This window comes from Haloferula rosea (assembly GCF_016595525.1).
Lineage (GTDB): Bacteria > Verrucomicrobiota > Verrucomicrobiia > Verrucomicrobiales > Akkermansiaceae > Haloferula > Haloferula rosea.
Map to the genome: position 1 here is coordinate 26057 of NZ_JAENII010000018.1, position 16133 is coordinate 42189.

The 16133-nt window shown below is 60.1% G+C and carries 10 protein-coding genes; 1 reads left to right on the top strand and 9 read right to left on the bottom strand.

All coding sequences use genetic code 11. From position 1 onward, the window contains the following. Positions 1-20 precede the first annotated feature (20 nt). The 9 genes from JIN81_RS17400 to tgt form a co-directional block, all read right to left on the bottom strand. The gene (locus JIN81_RS17400) at positions 21-5828 is read right to left on the bottom strand and encodes a non-ribosomal peptide synthetase (RefSeq protein ID WP_200282962.1); all 5808 of its coding nucleotides are present in this window, start codon (positions 5826-5828) and stop codon (positions 21-23) included. 179 nt (positions 5829-6007) lie between these two features. After that, positions 6008-7414, bottom strand: coding sequence for an NADH-quinone oxidoreductase subunit NuoF (gene nuoF / locus JIN81_RS17405; RefSeq protein ID WP_200282965.1), 1407 nt, complete (start codon positions 7412-7414; stop codon positions 6008-6010). A gap of 20 nt (positions 7415-7434) precedes the next feature. Continuing rightward, complete coding sequence (locus tag JIN81_RS17410; RefSeq protein ID WP_200282968.1) at positions 7435-8007, bottom strand: NADH-quinone oxidoreductase subunit NuoE family protein; 573 nt, start codon at positions 8005-8007, stop codon at positions 7435-7437. A gap of 9 nt (positions 8008-8016) precedes the next feature. Continuing rightward, positions 8017-8697, bottom strand: coding sequence for a thioredoxin-like domain-containing protein (locus tag JIN81_RS17415; RefSeq protein WP_200282970.1), 681 nt, complete (start codon positions 8695-8697; stop codon positions 8017-8019). Positions 8698-8717: 20 nt separating this feature from the next. Next, complete coding sequence (nuoD, locus tag JIN81_RS17420; protein WP_200282972.1) at positions 8718-9968, bottom strand: NADH dehydrogenase (quinone) subunit D; 1251 nt, start codon at positions 9966-9968, stop codon at positions 8718-8720. Positions 9969-10245: 277 nt separating this feature from the next. After that, positions 10246-10938 (bottom strand): hypothetical protein, encoded by a 693-nt coding sequence (locus tag JIN81_RS17425; RefSeq protein WP_200282975.1) that lies wholly within the window; start codon positions 10936-10938, stop codon positions 10246-10248. 141 nt (positions 10939-11079) lie between these two features. Continuing rightward, on the bottom strand, positions 11080-13512 hold the full coding sequence (secD, locus tag JIN81_RS17430) for a protein translocase subunit SecD (RefSeq protein WP_200282977.1): 2433 nt from the start codon (positions 13510-13512) through the stop codon (positions 11080-11082). Positions 13513-13590: 78 nt separating this feature from the next. After that, entirely contained in the window at positions 13591-14001 is a 411-nt protein-coding gene (gene yajC / locus JIN81_RS17435; RefSeq protein ID WP_200282979.1) for a preprotein translocase subunit YajC, read from the bottom strand. Next, entirely contained in the window at positions 13998-15119 is a 1122-nt protein-coding gene (tgt, locus tag JIN81_RS17440) for a tRNA guanosine(34) transglycosylase Tgt (RefSeq protein ID WP_200282981.1), read from the bottom strand. Before tgt ends, yajC begins: the two co-directional genes overlap by 4 nt. Before the next feature lie 158 nt (positions 15120-15277). Here tgt and JIN81_RS17445 point away from each other — a divergent pair, with 158 nt between their 5' ends. After that, the gene (locus tag JIN81_RS17445; RefSeq protein ID WP_200282983.1) at positions 15278-16129 is read left to right on the top strand and encodes a fumarylacetoacetate hydrolase family protein; all 852 of its coding nucleotides are present in this window, start codon (positions 15278-15280) and stop codon (positions 16127-16129) included. The last annotated feature ends 4 nt before the right edge of the window (positions 16130-16133 follow it).

The following is a 16133-nucleotide window of genomic DNA, read 5'->3' on the forward strand; positions in this document are numbered from 1 at the left end:
CAACTGATTCAGAACGGCTGTTAATGGGTATCCTCCTTCGAGAAAAGGCCCCTTAGCACTGTCGCGACTTCCCTCGCGGAGTGGTTGCGTAGGAATTCCTCGTGCCGTCCTGAAACCGCGTGGATTTCGAATGGCGTGGGTGGCTTCCAACCGAGGTTCGGATCGCGTGGCAGCCAGCCTTCGTCAAAAGCACGGATCAGGACCAGGCGTTCAGCCGTTGGTAGACGAGGTTCATGGCGATGCAGCGCCTCCCAATGATGGGTTGCCCGCTTGCGAGAATCCTCGTCCAGCAACTCAAGGTCGAGAACTCCCCGAATATCCGGGATGTGGTTGCCCTTGGTGACGAGCTGTTCGACTTTTGACGATGCCGCCCGGCGCTTGATCCTGAGTCTTCGCACAAGCGAAGCTGGATCGCGCCCAGCCAGACTGCCGAGACGTCCGGGCAGTCGAGCAAGGAGGTGCCGCCAGTTGTTCGGGTTCAGCCACCAACCTGGTTCTGTAGCAGTGCGTGGAGGGCTGGATTCCAGTAGTATGAGCAACTCGATCGTTTCACCGTCGTCGGCAAGTTGGCTTGCGATCTCCGCTGCGACATTACCGCCGAAGCAGAAACCTGCGAGTCGGTAGGGGCCGTGTGGTTGTACCGCACGAATGCTCTTCACGTGGGCGGCTGCGATCTCGGTGAGTGAATCGAAGGTCTTCGTTCCCTCGGCGATGCCATAGGAAGTGGTGACATCGGACAGCATGTTCGCTGTTTCACGATAGGGCAGCAATCCCATGCCGCCATCTACCAGCGTATGAACCCAGAAAAGAGGAGTGCCGCCGCTTTCAGAGGAAAGGGTGATCGCCCGTGGACGTTCCAGATCAGCCGATGAGTCCGAGCGCAAGCGGTTGGCCATTCCTGCCGGTGTCGGCCGGTCGAACAACCAATCAAGCGGAATCTCGAGGCCAGTCTCGCGGCCTGCCACCGTTGCGAGTCGGGCCGCGAGCAGGGAGTGTCCTCCAAGATCGAAGAAGTTGTCGTCGGGAGCGACCCGTTTGATTCCAAGCACGTTCGCCCAAAGTCTGGTCAGTTCGTGGACGAGAGGGTCTTTCGTCAGTTGGGATTGATGAGGGGATTCCACCTCCGGGAGTGGCCGCGAAGCGAGATCCTTCCGGTCAATTTTGCCACTTGCAGTCAGCGGGAAGGTATTGAGCGGGATGAGTGGCGAGGGAACCATGTAATCAGGTAGAATGGATCTCAATCGGTCACTGAGGTTGCCCGTATCGACCTCCGAGGAGGACCGGATGTAGCCAACCAGACGATCTCCGATGAGCACCGTGGCTGCCTCCTCGATCTCCGGGTGTGAAAGGATCGCATTGTCGATTTCGCCAAGTTCGATTCGGAATCCCCTTACCTTTACCTGATCATCGGTCCGGCCAAGACACTCGATTTCGCCATTCCCAAGCCACTTCGCCAAGTCTCCGGTTCGGTAGAGCCTCTTGCCTCGGATTTCGACGAATCGTGCTGCTGTCAATTCCTCACGTTGCCAGTATCCAGTCGCGAGACCATCTCCGCCAATGAACAGTTCGCCGGGCAAGCCTGGTGGAGTCGGTTGGTTCGTCGGATCAAGGATTTCGATGAAGGTGTTGGCGATGGGCTTTCCGATCGTGATGTGCTCCACCGTCTCGGGAACCTTCCAGACGGTGGACCAAATGGTTGTTTCCGTCGGGCCGTACATGTTCCACAGCTCGGCTCCAAGCGGGAGGAGTTTCTGTGCCAGTGGCAGATCGAGGGCTTCTCCACCGCAGAGGATCTTCAGTTTGTCTGATCCTCCCCAACCCGCATCGATCAGCATCCGCCATGTGGCGGGTGTCGCTTGCATCACGTGAGGATCGCTTTCTCTCAAGCGGTCGAGCAGAGCCGGGGCATCGCGGGCGATCTGGCTGGAAACGAGATCCACTGTGCCGCCGCATACCAAGGGAAGAAACAGTTCAAGTCCGGAGATGTCGAATGAGACCGTTGTCACAGCGAGGAGTTTCTCCCCTTCGCCGAACCCTGGGGTCTCGGCCATGCTGAGCAGGAAGTTCGACAATGCCGAATGGGGAACGACCACACCCTTCGGCTTTCCCGTTGAGCCGGAAGTGTAGAGAATGTAGGCGGGATCCGCTGGGAGGGGCGTTTCGTTGCGGGTGGCAGGGTTCTTGAAGAGTGATTCGCCAAAGTCGATCACTTTGACCTTCTTCGGTAAGCGATCCTGAAGTGCTGCGGAGGCAAGGACTTGAATGGGCTGCTGGTCTTCCAGAATCAGTGAGATCCGTCCGGCCGGATTCTTTGGATCAAGGGGGAGATACGCGGCGCCACACTTCCAGATGGCGAGCAATACGCAGGGCAGATCGATGGTCCGATCAATCAGCAAGGCGACACGGTCTCCTCGCCCCACACCTCTTGAGCGGAGTCCGGTGGCAAGCGCATCAGAGCGCTTTGCAAGATCCTCGTAGCTGAGTGATCCGTCCGGGGTGAGGAAGGCACTGCGCTCGGGGTGTTCTGACGCCCGCAGCAGGATCAGGTCCAGGGTGGTTCGCTTGGTGAAGCCGCTTCGGTGAGGTCCATTGGTGAAGGCAGCCAACTGCCGTTGATCTGCATCTGAGAGCATGCCCAGTCGGCCGACGCGAGTCCTCGGGCTCTTGCAGGCCGCGTCCAGCAGGGTGAGATAGCGCTCGAGCATTACCTCTGCGGTCTCCCTCCGGAAGAGGTCGCTTCGGTATTCGAAGACCAATTGTGTGCGGCCGGGAAGGCGGAAGCTGATCAAGCTGAGGTCAAACTGAACGGCTCCCCGATGAACCAGGAGCGGATTGCACTCGATGTCTTCCGCCCAGCGGTGCGGCACGGCCAACTCCTGGTGATCGAACATGACCTGGGCAATGGGTGCCCGGTCCCGAAAGCGGGTGGGGTTCACGGCCTCGATGATTCTCTCGAACGGGGCTTCCTGGTTCTCCTGCATATCGAAGGAGGCGCTGCGAACCCGCTCAAGCAGGTCGGTGAATCGCTCCTGTTCATCGAGGATCACTCGCAAGGGTAGCGTGTTGACGAGGGTGCCGACGAGATGACCGGTGATCGCGTGGTGGCGGTTGGCTACAGGGACCGCCGAGACCAGGTCGTTGCCGCCGCGGTGGCCTCGGAGGAGCATGAGCCAAGCAGCGAACTTCACCACGAATGGGGTGGTCCGGCATTCTCTGGCAAGTTTCGTGATGGCTTGTTCAAGGTCAGGCGAAAGATCTTGCAACACGGCCGACCCGTCCGAGCTGACGTTTGGTGGGCGGTTGAAGTCCGTAACCAGCTCAAGCCTTCCACTGTGTCCATCGAGATGCGCCTTCCAATAGTCGATCTGAGTGTCGGCGGCTCCATCATCGATCCGTTTCCGCTGCCATGCGGCGTAGTCGATGAAATCCGGATCGGTGGTGGGTGTTTCAGGGGTCCCGCCACTACGGTAGATCTCGTAGTTTTTTGCCAGCTCGGTGGCCAGAATGCGGGCCGACCAGCCGTCTGCTACGATATGGTGCGCGCAGAGTCCTAGTAAATGCAGGTTCGTCCCGGCGTCGATCAGACAGACGCGGATCGGAGGTTCTTCGGCCAGGTTGAATGGACGTTTGGCAAGCTGGGTGAGCACCTCGTTGACTTCGCCGGAGTGCTTCGTGATCGGCATCGTCGGGCGATCGAAGTGCATCACAGGTTGGCCGTCATGTTCGCTCGAGCGAGTCCGGAGTATGGGGTGGCAGCTCAAGAAATGCTGGTATGCTTTCTCGAGGCAGCCAACGTCCAGTGGACCTCGTAGCTCAAGCGCCCCGAAAACATGGTATGCGGCACTGGATGGATCCATTCGGTTGAGGAACGCCATGCGTTCTTGGGAATGGCTGATACGGCCTGAGTTTCGGCCGGATCCTGGTGCGATCTCCTGAAACGGTAATTCCGGGTGACGTTCTTCGATCTTGTCTGAAAGTGAGCGGAGGTCGGTTGCGTCGAATACGTCCGGATGCTTCAGCACCACCCCGGTGGATTCTCTAACAAGAGCAATGATCCGGGTGACGTCGATGGAACTTACCGCAAGATCCGGCAGTTTGTCCTCCGGGCGGACGTCGGTGTGTCCGGTTACTTCCTGGACCGCTTCGATCAGCGCATCGAGGGCCGGCTTCTTTCGAGGGGATAAGGTCGGGGTAGTGGGGGCACCATCATCGAAGAGGACGGGAAGCTTGCCTTCCACAAAGGCCCGTTGGATCGCGTGGCGCTGAATCTTGCCGCTGGTCGTCCGCGGCAACAGGCCGGGTCTGATCAGTAGGATGCGCTCGACGGGGAAGCCTCCGCTTTCCGCCATTTCCGCCCTCACTCGGGCACAGAAGCGGGCTTGCTGGTCACCGCCCAGACGACCTAGTTCGATGGCGAGACCGATGCGTTCTCCACGGGTTGTGTCGATGGGAAATGCTCCCATTGCAACCAATTGCGGATTGGTTGCAATGACCGCTGTTTCGATGTCCTCCGCTGAGACATTGACTCCATCGACGATGATGAGGTCCTTGATTCGACCAACGACATGAAGGTTGCCATCTTCGACGAAGCCAAGATCACCCGAGCGAAGCCATCCATTTGAGAATGCCGAGGCTGAGATTTCAGGCTTCTTCCAGTAGCCGTCTGCGAGCGATTCAGATGCAATCTCGATCTCCCCGGTTCTGCCATCGGGGAGTTCGGAGCGGGTTTCTTGATCGACGATTCGGATCCGGGTTCCATCGATGCATTTGCCGCAGGATACCTGAGCTGGATCGCATTTCGAATGGTGCCAACGCTCCCCGGGACCGAACAGGTGGGAGGTAACGACGAGGGTTGCTTCCGCAAGTCCATATCCTGGACTCAGGGCGGTGGCATTGAATCCGGAAGGCTCGAAGCGCTTGGCAAAGCGCTCCAAGGTGTCACGTCGCACGCGTTCCGCCCCCACCGGAGCGATTCTCCAACACGACAGGTCCAGGCTGTGGATGTCCTCTTCAGTCATCGAGCGCAGGCACCATTCAAAAGCGAAGTTTGGTCCGCCGCTCATCGTTGCGCGGTATCGATCGATCGCCTCCAGCCATCGGCCAGGTCGTTGAACGAAGTGATCTGGCGCCATCCATGTGAGGGGAAGTCCTGCCCGGATCGAATATAGAAGTTTCAAGACCAAGCCCATGTCGTGATAGGGGGGGAGCCAGGTCAGGATCGATTCCAGTTCTTGCGGCAAGAGTGCTTCATGGATGCGGTCGAGGTGCGCCGACAGGGTTTCGTGGCGCAGCACGACGCCTTTCGGTGAGGCGGTCGACCCAGAGGTATACTGGAGAAGACAGGGGAGGTTGCCGTTTTTGGGGGCATACGGGTTTACCTCACGTCTTGGGAGCTGCGATGGATCGAGGAAAGTGAGCCCCTCGATCGGTCGCTCGGGAGATGTACCAAGGCAGAAGGTGGCGCCACTGTCGTTGCGGATCGCCTCGAGCCGGGCGCGGTGGCGGCTGCCTTGTGCAGGGTAGGCCGGGACCGCAACCGCGCCGGCGGCCCACACGCCGAAAAGTGAGGAGAGGAAGGTAGGGCCGGGCCTTGTTGCAATCAACACCGGCTCGCCGTGCACTTGCCGATCCAGCAAAGCTGCTGCTACCGACTCAGAGCTCTGCATCAAGTCTGAGTAGGAGACCTGCTGGGCCTCGCCTTCTCCGTCGTGCAGAAATCGAAACGCCAAAGCCTCCGGAGTTTCCCCGGCTCGTTGACGGAGGAAATCGGATATCAGGGCAGCCGAGGGGAAACGCTGGCTGCCTGCTTGGCTAGGGGCACGGGCCATTCAGATGAAGCGCCGGAAATCGGAGAGGTTAACGGTAAACCCTTCCCGAAATACCACATACCGACCAGCTACGCGATGCCGTAGGCTGGACGACTTGTCATCCTCCCGGGAGACGATGAGCGCTGAGGCGGCATCAGCCAGATGGCCACTCCTGCAACGAGGGGCCACCCCGGGCGAAATCAGCCCGGTTGAAGGAACTTCCGTTGGGCCTCGGCTTCCGGATTGTTCGGCTTGCGGGCATTCTCTTCCTTGGTGTCGGCGAGAAGCTCCTCGCGATACTTCGCGATGATGGCTTCGACCGGCCAGGAGGATGCCTCGCCAAAGGCGCAGATCGTCTTACCGTCGATCTGATAGGCGACGCTTTCCAACGTCTCGATGTCTTCCGGTGATGCTTCACCGGCAACCAGGCGATCGGAAATCTTGCGCATCCATGTGGATCCTTCACGGCACGGGGTGCATTGGCCGCAGGATTCGTGGGCGTAGAACTGGTTGATGTTGTTCAGCACCCAGGACATCTTGCGCGAGTCGTCCATGACGATGACGCCGCCGGAACCTGCCATCGACCCGCAGGCTGCGAGTGAGTCGAAGTCCATCGGGATGTCCCAGAAGGCCAGATCGGTTTCCTCGCCGTCCTTGCCCTTGATCTTGAAGGTCTCGTCGCAGCGCAGGATTTTCGATGAGGATCCACCGGGGATGACAGCCTTGAACTCACGTCCATCCTTGGGGCCACCACACATGTCGTAGAGGAGTTCGCGCATGGTGACCTTGCCGACCTCCACTTCAAAGTAGCCGGGTTTCTTCACATCGCCGGACACGCAGAGGATGCGGGTTCCGGTATTCCGTGCCACTCCAAGCTTGGCGTATTCCTCACCGCCCATGTCGACGATGTGCTTCACGTGGCAAAGCGACTCGACGTTGTTGACGATCGTCGGGCACATGTAGAGTCCGAGTGCGGCCGGGAAGTAGGGTGGTTTGATCCGTGGGTAGGCGCGCTTGCCCTCGAGGGATTCGATCAATCCGGTTTCCTCACCACAGATGTAGGCAGCTGCGCCGCGGTGAACGTAGATTTCCAGATCGAAGCCCGAGCCGAGGATGTTCTTGCCGACAAAGTTCTTTTCGCGGGCCTCTTCGATGGCGTTCTCGAGGATTTTGGCGGCTTCGGGAAATTCCTCGCGAATGTAGATGTAGGCGACGTGGGCACCCACCGCGAAGGATGAGATGACCATCCCTTCGATGAGTTGGTGCGGGTCCTGGTGGACGATGTAACGATCCTTGAAGGTGCCCGGCTCCGATTCGTCGCAGTTGCAGATCAGATAGACCGGCTTGGTGTTGTTCGGCGGGATGAAGGTCCACTTGATGCCGGTCGGGAAACCCGCGCCTCCACGGCCGCGAAGACCCGATTTCTTCACCTCTTCGGTGATGAACTTGGGGTCCATGTCCATGGCCTTCTTCAGCTGCTCGTAACCACCGTCGTTGAGATAGCAGTCAATGGATGGATCCCATCCGACCCGGTCCACATTCTTGAAGATGAGGCGGTGTTCACGGGGGTCAGGCTGCTTGCCTTCGAGGTATTGGATTTCGCTCATGGCGGAAAAGTTCTGAGGTATTACTTCGAATAGCCGTCAAGAAGGCCCTGCGCCTTGTCGGCATCGACGCCTTCGTGGAAGTCATCATTCACGAGGCAGACGGGGGCCGTGCCGCAGGAGGCGAGACATTCGGCGAACTCCACCGACCAGGTGCCGCAAGGCGACACGGCGATCGGGTGGTGATGGGGATCGAGCGAATCGCGGTCGATGCCCGTGATTTCGCAGAGTCGATCCATCAATTCGTAGGATCCGCCCATGGCACATGAGAGGGTGCGGCAGACCCGGACGTGGAACTTGCCCGGGGCCGTCTGGCGAAAACCCGGGTAGAAAGTGACCACCTCGACGACCTTGATCGGCTCGATACCCACCCGTTCCGCGGTCCAGTTGATGGCTTCTCCGGAGAGGAAACCATGGTGGTGCTGAATGTGGTGGAGAATGGGCAGCACGGCCGACCGTTTTTGGTCGTCCGGGAACTGCGCGAGACGTTTGGCGGCTTCCGCCTCGAGTGCGTCACTCGGAGCGAAGGGCGGAAAATGTTTGCTGCCGGGGGTTTCCGGCGAAGCGATGGTTTCCTCGAGGATGGTCTTGGACATGTGAGTGGATCAGTCTTTGACGAGATCAGTCAGACCCGGGAGGTTGCCTCGGAAGTTGCCGAGGTTCTTGCCTTCCAGGTCACAGACGATGAGCGAAGGAATTCCGCTGACACCGTGATTGAATTTGCTTTTGAATTTGGAGGCGTCCTTCAACTTGAGTTGTGGCCAGGGCATCTTCTTGTCCTTGGCGTAGCCTTCCATCGAATCTTCATCCCGGTCAGAGGTGATCAGGACCAGTTCGAAATTGTCGTTCTTGTTGTCGTTGTACCAATCCACCAGCGACGGGGTGAATGCCTGACAGGGCGGGCACCATGACGCGGTGTAGTAGAACACGTAGTATTTCTGGGGCTGGGTCGCGTCTTCGCACTTCTTGAGGGACTTGCCATCAAGGCGGAGGAGGTTTCCCTCGAGAACGTCGTCGAAGACGCTTTCAGGTCCGGCAGGCTCCGGCGCGTTGGGATCGACCCACTCGGCGAGACGCTTGGCATCCGCTTCAGACAGTCCGGAAGCCTTGATGGTTGTGGTCTTTCCGTTGCGGAGCTTGAACTTGCCGACCTTTTCGCCGTCTTCTTCGGTGACTTCGACCAGCGTCATGTTGGCCGTGCGACCGTCAGAGCTTGTCCAGGTCTCCGCGCGGGCGGTGATCAGGGTGGTGGCGAGAGCGAGTGCGATGAGGAGGTTTGCTTTCATAATACACCGGGATAGCGGAGTCAGCGGTCACATTCGCCCATCACAAAATCGAGCGAGCCGAGAATCGCGGGGATGTCCGACACCATGTGACCGGGAAGAAGGGTGGAACAGAGCGAGAGGTTGCAGAAGGAGGGGCTGCGGATCTTCAGCCGGTTCGGCACGCCGCCGCCGGTCGAGTGGATGTAAAAACCGAGTTCTCCCTTCGGATTCTCCGCCCCGAAATAGACCTCACCCTCCGGAGCGTCGATGCCCTGGGTGGCGACGATGAAGTGCTGGATGAGCTCCTCCATCGACATCAGCACGCGCTCCTTGTCGGGAAGCATGCTTTTGGTGTGGGCGATGTTCACAGGGCCATCCGGCATGGTGTCGAGAACCTGGCGGCAGATCCGGATGGACTGCTTCATTTCCTCCATGCGTACCTGATAGCGGGCGTAGCAGTCGCCTTCATCGGCGACGACGACGTCGAAGTCATACTTCTCGTAGCCGAGGTAAGGATTGTCCTTGCGGAGATCGCGTGGCACTCCGGATGCGCGGAGGTTCGGGCCGGTGAGGCCCCAATCGAGTGCGTTCTTTCCGCTGATCACGCCGATGTCGGCCATCCGCTGGATGAAGATCTTGTTCTTGTCGAGCAGCTTGCCGACCTCGTCGATGGTCTGTTCGCACTCGCTGAGGAATTTGCGCACCGCGGCATCGAAGCCGGGAGGCATGTCGCGGACCTGTCCGCCGACGCGGGTGTAGGAGGTGGTGAAGCGGGCTCCGGTGAGCTGCTCACACAGGTTGTAGACCTTTTCGCGCTCGGTGAAGGTGTAGAGGAAGACGGTCATGGCACCCACGTCCATGGCGCAGACGCCGACTCCGAGCATGTGCGAGGAGATGCGTGCGAGTTCGCAGCAAAGGACTCGCAGGGCCTGTCCACGTGGAGGCAGCTCCCAGTCCATCAGCTTCTCAACGGCGCAGGCGTAGGCGACATTGTTGGCCAAGGGGGCGAGGTAATCCAGTCGGTCGGTGTAGGGGACGAACTGGTTGTAGTGCATGTTCTCGGCGATTTTCTCGTCGCCGCGGTGCAAAAAGCCGATGTCCGGGTCCGCCTTGTTGATCTTCTCACCGTCCAATTCCAGCACCAGGCGCAGCACGCCGTGGGTCGCGGGGTGGGAGGGGCCCATGTTGAGGACCATCTTCTCGCCCATCATGTCCTCGGTTTCCGCCTGGTAGTCAGCGGCTTTCGAGGCAATGTCTGGTGCTTCGTAATCAGTCGTGGATGAACGGCTCATAAATAATCCCGGCGCGGGGAATAAGGCGACATGTCGGGGTCACGGGCAAGGGGTTTGTGAAACTTTTCACAAGCGTGCCAGAACGAAAATCATGACTTGGAAATCAGGTTTCTGCAGGGTGGGTTGGATCGGTCAGCCATGGGGTCCAAGCTACGCGTTTTCTCTGATCGACAGGCCGATTTGGCGGCGTTTCGGAGGTGATCGGGCGCTTTCGACACCTTGCCGCCGTGTTCAGAGGGGTGCAGCCCACTGGGGGAAAGCCGCAACCAAGGGGAAATCAGAAATTCACGGCAAACCAGAGCCCACCGAAAACCCGGTTGCTGCGGTTGGAATCCATGGCGATCGAGGTGCCGATAAAGGGCGTCAGGGCGACGTGGCGGTTGATCTGGTAGGTCCAAGAGAGGCGTGCGAAGCCGTCGTTACCACCGCTCTGGCTGTAGAAATCCGAGGTGGCGCTGAGTCCACCAAGCAGGCTCAGGTAGGAGTCCTCTCCGGTGGGTTTGCTCCACTCGGCTTCGACCTTGCCATACCAGCCATCGGCGCCGCTGTCGTATTCAACGGCGGTTCCGACGCGCCAGTCATCGCCGAAAAACCAATCAAAATACGGGCCGACCTGCAGGCCGTCCTGGAAAATCAGGTCTGAGTAGCTGTTGTAGGCAAGATCGAGTCCGGTCTGCCAGGTGTCAGCCTCGAAGCGAAGTCCGAGGAAGGCGCTGGTTTGATCGAAGGACCCGGAGCCAGTCTCGGTGCCATACCAGGCACCGAAATCGAGAATCCAGTCGTTGCTCAGCGCGACCTCGGCGCCGAGCTGCACTTCCAGCAGGCCATCGGCGAGCTTGAAGCCACGATCGATGTATTCCGATCGGTAGCCGGTCAGGACTTCGACGCCGTAGAGCAGGTCGCTGGAGGAGTCGTCGGTTTCGTGGGCCGAAGCGGGGAGGAGGAAAATCAGGGGAAGCAGGCGCTTCATGTTGGCGATGCTGGAGGAAACCCGGATTGGCTGGAAAGGAGAATATCGATGACGCGGCAGATGAGCCGATCAGGTGAACGCAAAACTGCGGACCCATGAGGGTCCGCAGTCGAGGAAAACACGGGGAATGGTTGCGGAGCCTCAGGCGTTGGCGGCCGTGTCACCGGCAAGGCTGGCGTCGAGCACCTGACGGCGGAGGTTCTTGCCCTTGCTGGAGAGCAGCACCACGGGCGAGGCGACGAAGATCGACGAGTAGGTGCCGATCACGAGTCCGACGAGGATCATCGTAGAGAACTCGCGCAGCGAAGCACCGCCGAAGATGGCCAGGATGGCCACGGTCGTGATGGTGGTGGTCGAGGTGAGCAAGGTCCGTGACAGGGTTGCGTTGATCGCCTGATTCATCAGGTTCTCGACCTTGCCGGACGTCGTCAGCAGGGATTCCCGGATCCGGTCGAACACGATGATGGTATCGTTGATCGAGTAACCGGCGATCGTGAGGATCGCACCCACATGGATGAGAGAAAGCTCGCCGCCCATCAGGATGATGAGGCCAACGGCGATGATCACATCGTGGACTACCGCGACGAAGGCACCGAGGGCGAAGGAGAACTCGAAGCGGATGCTGATGTAGATCGAGATCGCGATCAGGCCGACGAGAAGGGCGATGCCGGAGTTGGTCAGGAATGCCGCACCGGCGGTGGCGGAGACACTTTCCTTGGATGCGTCGATCGCCCACTTGGTGTCGCCAGCCGAGGAGGGATTCGGGATGCGTTCACCGAGGACGGGGAATGCGGCGCGGAGGGTTTCCTCCACCTTCACGACATCCTCCGTATCGACACGGATGGTGAGCAATTCACCGCTGCCGGGAACCTTCTCTTCCTGCACCATCGGGCGAGCCTTGGTGTTGAGGTCCTTGAGGGCGTTCTCAGCATCGGTCTGGCGGATGCCGTCCTGATCGGGTTGGAACTGGAAGCTGATGATCGTGCCACCGGTGAAGTCAACGCCAAGCGCATTGGTGCGTTTGATGGCGAATCCGGAGATGGCCGTGATGCCCAGAACCATCGAGATGATGAAGGCGGTCTTGCGTTTGCCGAGGAAGTCGAAGTTGGTCTTCTTGAAGAGGTTCAGCAGGGAGAGCTTCTTGAGCATTCCCGTGTCGGTCGCCCAGCGGAAGAACACGCGGGTGACGAGGATGGCCGAGAACATCGAGGCAAGGAGGCCGACGGTCAGCGTGACCGCGAACCCCTTGACGGTGCCGCTTGCCATGCTGAGCAGGACGCCGGCGGACAGCAGCGAGGTGATGTTGGAGTCGAAAATGGCGGAGAATGCCTTTTCGTAGGCAGTGTCGATGGCATTTGCGAGCGACTTGCCGTTCTCCAGTTCCTCCCGCAGTCGTTCGTAGATCAGAACGTTGGCATCGACCGCCATACCAATGGTGAGGATGATGCCGGCGATCCCCGGAAGGGTGAAGGTGAAGCCGAACATGGCCATGGCTCCGAAGATCAGGATGGCATTGGTCACCAGTGCGAAGAGCGCGACGATGCCTGCCATGCGGTAGTAGATCAGGATGAAGACAGCGGTCAGGGCGAGGCCGACGAGCGCGGAGGTCGTGCCCTGCTTGACGACGGCGATGCCGAGGCTGGGGGAGACCGTGCGTTCTTCCTCGATGTCGAGGGCGTTCTCCATCGGGTTGAGGAGCTGGCTCGCGAGCTTGCTGGCCTCGTCGAAGTTGCGCTGACCCATGATCACGAAGTTGCTGCGCAGGCGGTCCTGGACGACCGGCGCGGTGATGACTTCGTTGTCCAGCAGCACGGCGATGCGGTCCGAGCCGAGCTCCATGTTCTGGGTGAGGTTGCCCATTTTCTCACCGCCTTCACCGGTGAGCTTGATGCCGACCTGGTGGTCCGCGCCTTGGGTCTGCGGCCAGGCATCGGCGACGTCCTTGCCGTCCACGGCGGGGCGGTTGTCGAGGAGAAGGTATTCAGTGTAAGGCTCACCCGTGCGGGTTTCGCCTTCGTATTTATAGGCGGAGAAACCGGGGACGACTTCCTCGCCGTTGTAGACGAGTTCGGCGAGTTGGCGGCTCTTGTTGCTGACTTCCTTCAGCTCGAGCTTGGCGACCTTCTGAAGGGTTTCGCGAACCTCTGCAGCGGACTCAGGGTCCATGCCGGGCATCTGGAGGATGATGGTGTCGGTGCCGCTCTTGGCGATGAGCATGTCACTGATACCGCCACCGTTGAGGCGCTTCTCGATGGTTTCGACCGCCTGATCCAGGCTGGTCGGGCTGAGTGGGATGACCTCTCCGGTGGTTGGATCGATATTCGGCTGCACCCGCAGGGTGAAGGCCGAGCCACCGACGATGTCGATGCCGCCCTTGAGGGTCTTGCTCGGTGGGATGAGTGCGAGAAGGCAGATCGAGCAGAGGCCGAGGATGAGGATGGTGCCAATGTTGCGCTTGCGGCGGTCGGACTCCGTGGCGAAGTACCAGATGAAGAGGATCAGAAGCGCGAGACCCGACAGGAATAGAACCAGCGGGTCGGACACGAGCTCAAGAGCGAGGAGAGGTGAAGTCATGATGGAAGAGAACTTTGGTCAGTCAGGCGGCGCGGTGGCCACGAGGGGGAGCTGCGACGGTGGGTCGCAGCGGAGCGGTCATTCGCCCTTGGGAGCCTCGGTCATGTCGGCCGGGTCGGCTTTGGTGCTCTTGGGCTTCGAGCCACCCTTGCTTTCCTTCTTGTGAACGCTGGCGACGGCCTGCTTGTCGAACTCGACCATGGTGCCATCGGCGATCTTGAGGGTCACGGTCTTATCCTTGATGTTGTGAACGATGGCGTGGATGCCGGCGGTCGTGATGACGCGGTCGCCGTTCTTGAGGGAATCGATCCGTTGTTGGAGTTCCTTCCGCTGCCTCTGTTGAGGACGGATGAGCAGGAAGTAGAACATCACGATCATCAAACCCATCATGACGAGTGGGTTCCCGAGGAGGCCGCCACCCCCGGTTGATTGGGCGGCGTTTTCGGCTTGGGCGAGGAGGAAGGTGCTTGGAGAGATCATGTCGGTCATGCCTTGGTGTAGCGGCGGATGAAGGAGTCCTTGAATTCTGGGAAGTTACCGTCTTGGATCGCAGACCGTGCTTGGCCAGCGAGAGCGAGGAGGAAATGCAGATTGTGGAAGGAAAGCAACCGCAAAGCGAGGATTTCACCAGCACGGAAAAGGTGGCGGATGTAGGCTCTGGAGAAGCGTGCGACGTGGGGGTGGGCCGACTCACAAAGCGGTGATTCGTCGCGCTCGAACTCGAGGTTCTTGATGTGGATCGGTCCGTCCAGCGTGAAGGCCTGTCCGTGACGTGCCACGCGGGTGGGCATGACGCAGTCGAACATGTCCACACCCCGGCCGATCATCTCGAGAATTTGGGGTGGAGTTCCGAGGCCCATCGCGTAGCGGGGTTTGTCCTCGGGGAGAAATGGGACGGCGTTCTCAATCGCGCGGAACATTTCGTGCTCCGGCTCGCCCACGGAGACGCCGCCGATGGCGTAGCCGTCGAAGTCGAGTTCCACGAGCTCGCGGGCGGACTGCTCGCGGAGGTCGGCCCAGGTGGAGCCCTGAACGATGCCGAAGTGGCACTGTCGGCCGTCGCCGGATTTCGGCTCGTTGGCGACGATCCAGTCCTTGCAGCGTCTTGCCCAGCGGGTTGTCAGGCCAAGGGACTCCGCCGCGTATTTCTCCTCACATGGGTAGGGCGGGCACTCGTCGAAGAGCATGGCGATGTCTGAGCCAAGGGACGCCTGGATTTCCATGCTCAGCTCGGGCGTGAGGAGCATGCGCGCGCCATCGAGGTGATTCTGGAAGCGCACGCCTTCCTCGGTGATCTTGCGGAGCTTCGCGAGCGACCAGACCTGGAATCCACCTGAATCGGTCAGGATGGGGCGGTCCCACGAGGCGAACTTGTGGAGTCCGCCGAGGTCGCGGATCAATTCGTGGCCGGGCCGCAGCCAGAGGTGATAGGTATTTCCCAGGATGATCTGGGCGCCGAGCGTCTCGAGATCATCGGGATGGAGGGTCTTGACCGACCCCTGGGTGCCGACGGGCATGAAAATCGGAGTTTCCACCGTGCCGTGGGCAAGCTGGAGGCGTCCGGTCCGGGCGGACGTGGCTGGGTCGCGATGGAGAACTTCGAACATCGTGGGCGGCGGGGGATAGACCATCCGCGCCGAAGCGGAAAGCCCAAAGGATGGCGGGACGAGCGAATGGCGGCCGGGTCGGCGACGGAAATGGGGCGCACGGATCGGGGAATTCGGGGCTTTGACTTGGATTGTCGGATTATGTTAGGTGACGAGCCGTGAAATTGATTCGTTTTGGTGAGCCGGGGCGCGAGGAGCCTGGAGTGATTCTCGAGGATGGTCGTCGTGTGGATGCCAGCGGGCAGTTTCACGACTACGATGAGGGCTTTTTCGCCCTGGGTGGCGTGGAAGCCCTGCAGGCGTGGGTGGACGACGGATGTCCGGACGGTGAATCGATCCCTGCCGGAGCCCGTCTGGGGCCTCCGGTCGAGCGTCCGCCGAAGATCGTCTGCGTGGGCAAGAACTACCTCGAGCACGCCAAGGAGTTCGACGAGGAGATCCCGACCGAGCCAGTTCTCTTCATGAAGGCGAATTCGGCGTGGAGCGGGCCTTACGACGAGGTCGTGAGGCCGCGGGGCTCACGCAAATTGGACTACGAGGTGGAGCTGGCGGTGGTGATCGGCCGGACCACCCGGGACGTGGCGGAGCGGGATGCCCTGAGCCATGTCGCGGGCTATTCGGTATTCTGCGACTACTCTGAGCGGGCCTTCCAAAAGGAAATGGGCGGGCAGTGGGTGAAGGGGAAAAGCAGCGATGGCTTTGCTCCGATGGGGCCATGGTTGACTCCGGCGTCGCAAGTTCCTGATCCTCAGGGGCTCCGTCTTTGGTGCAAGGTCAATGGCGAGATGCGCCAGAACGGCTGGACCGGCGACATGATGCATCCCGTGGCCTTCCTGATCAGCTACATCAGCCGATTCATGAGTCTCCTGCCCGGCGACGTCATTGCAACCGGCACCCCTGCCGGGGTGGGCGGCGGCATGAAACCACCGCGGTTTCTGGACCCCGGAGACTGCGTGGAATGCGGGGTGGAGGGGCTTGGGGAGCTGAAACAGAGGATTGTCGGAACCTGACCGG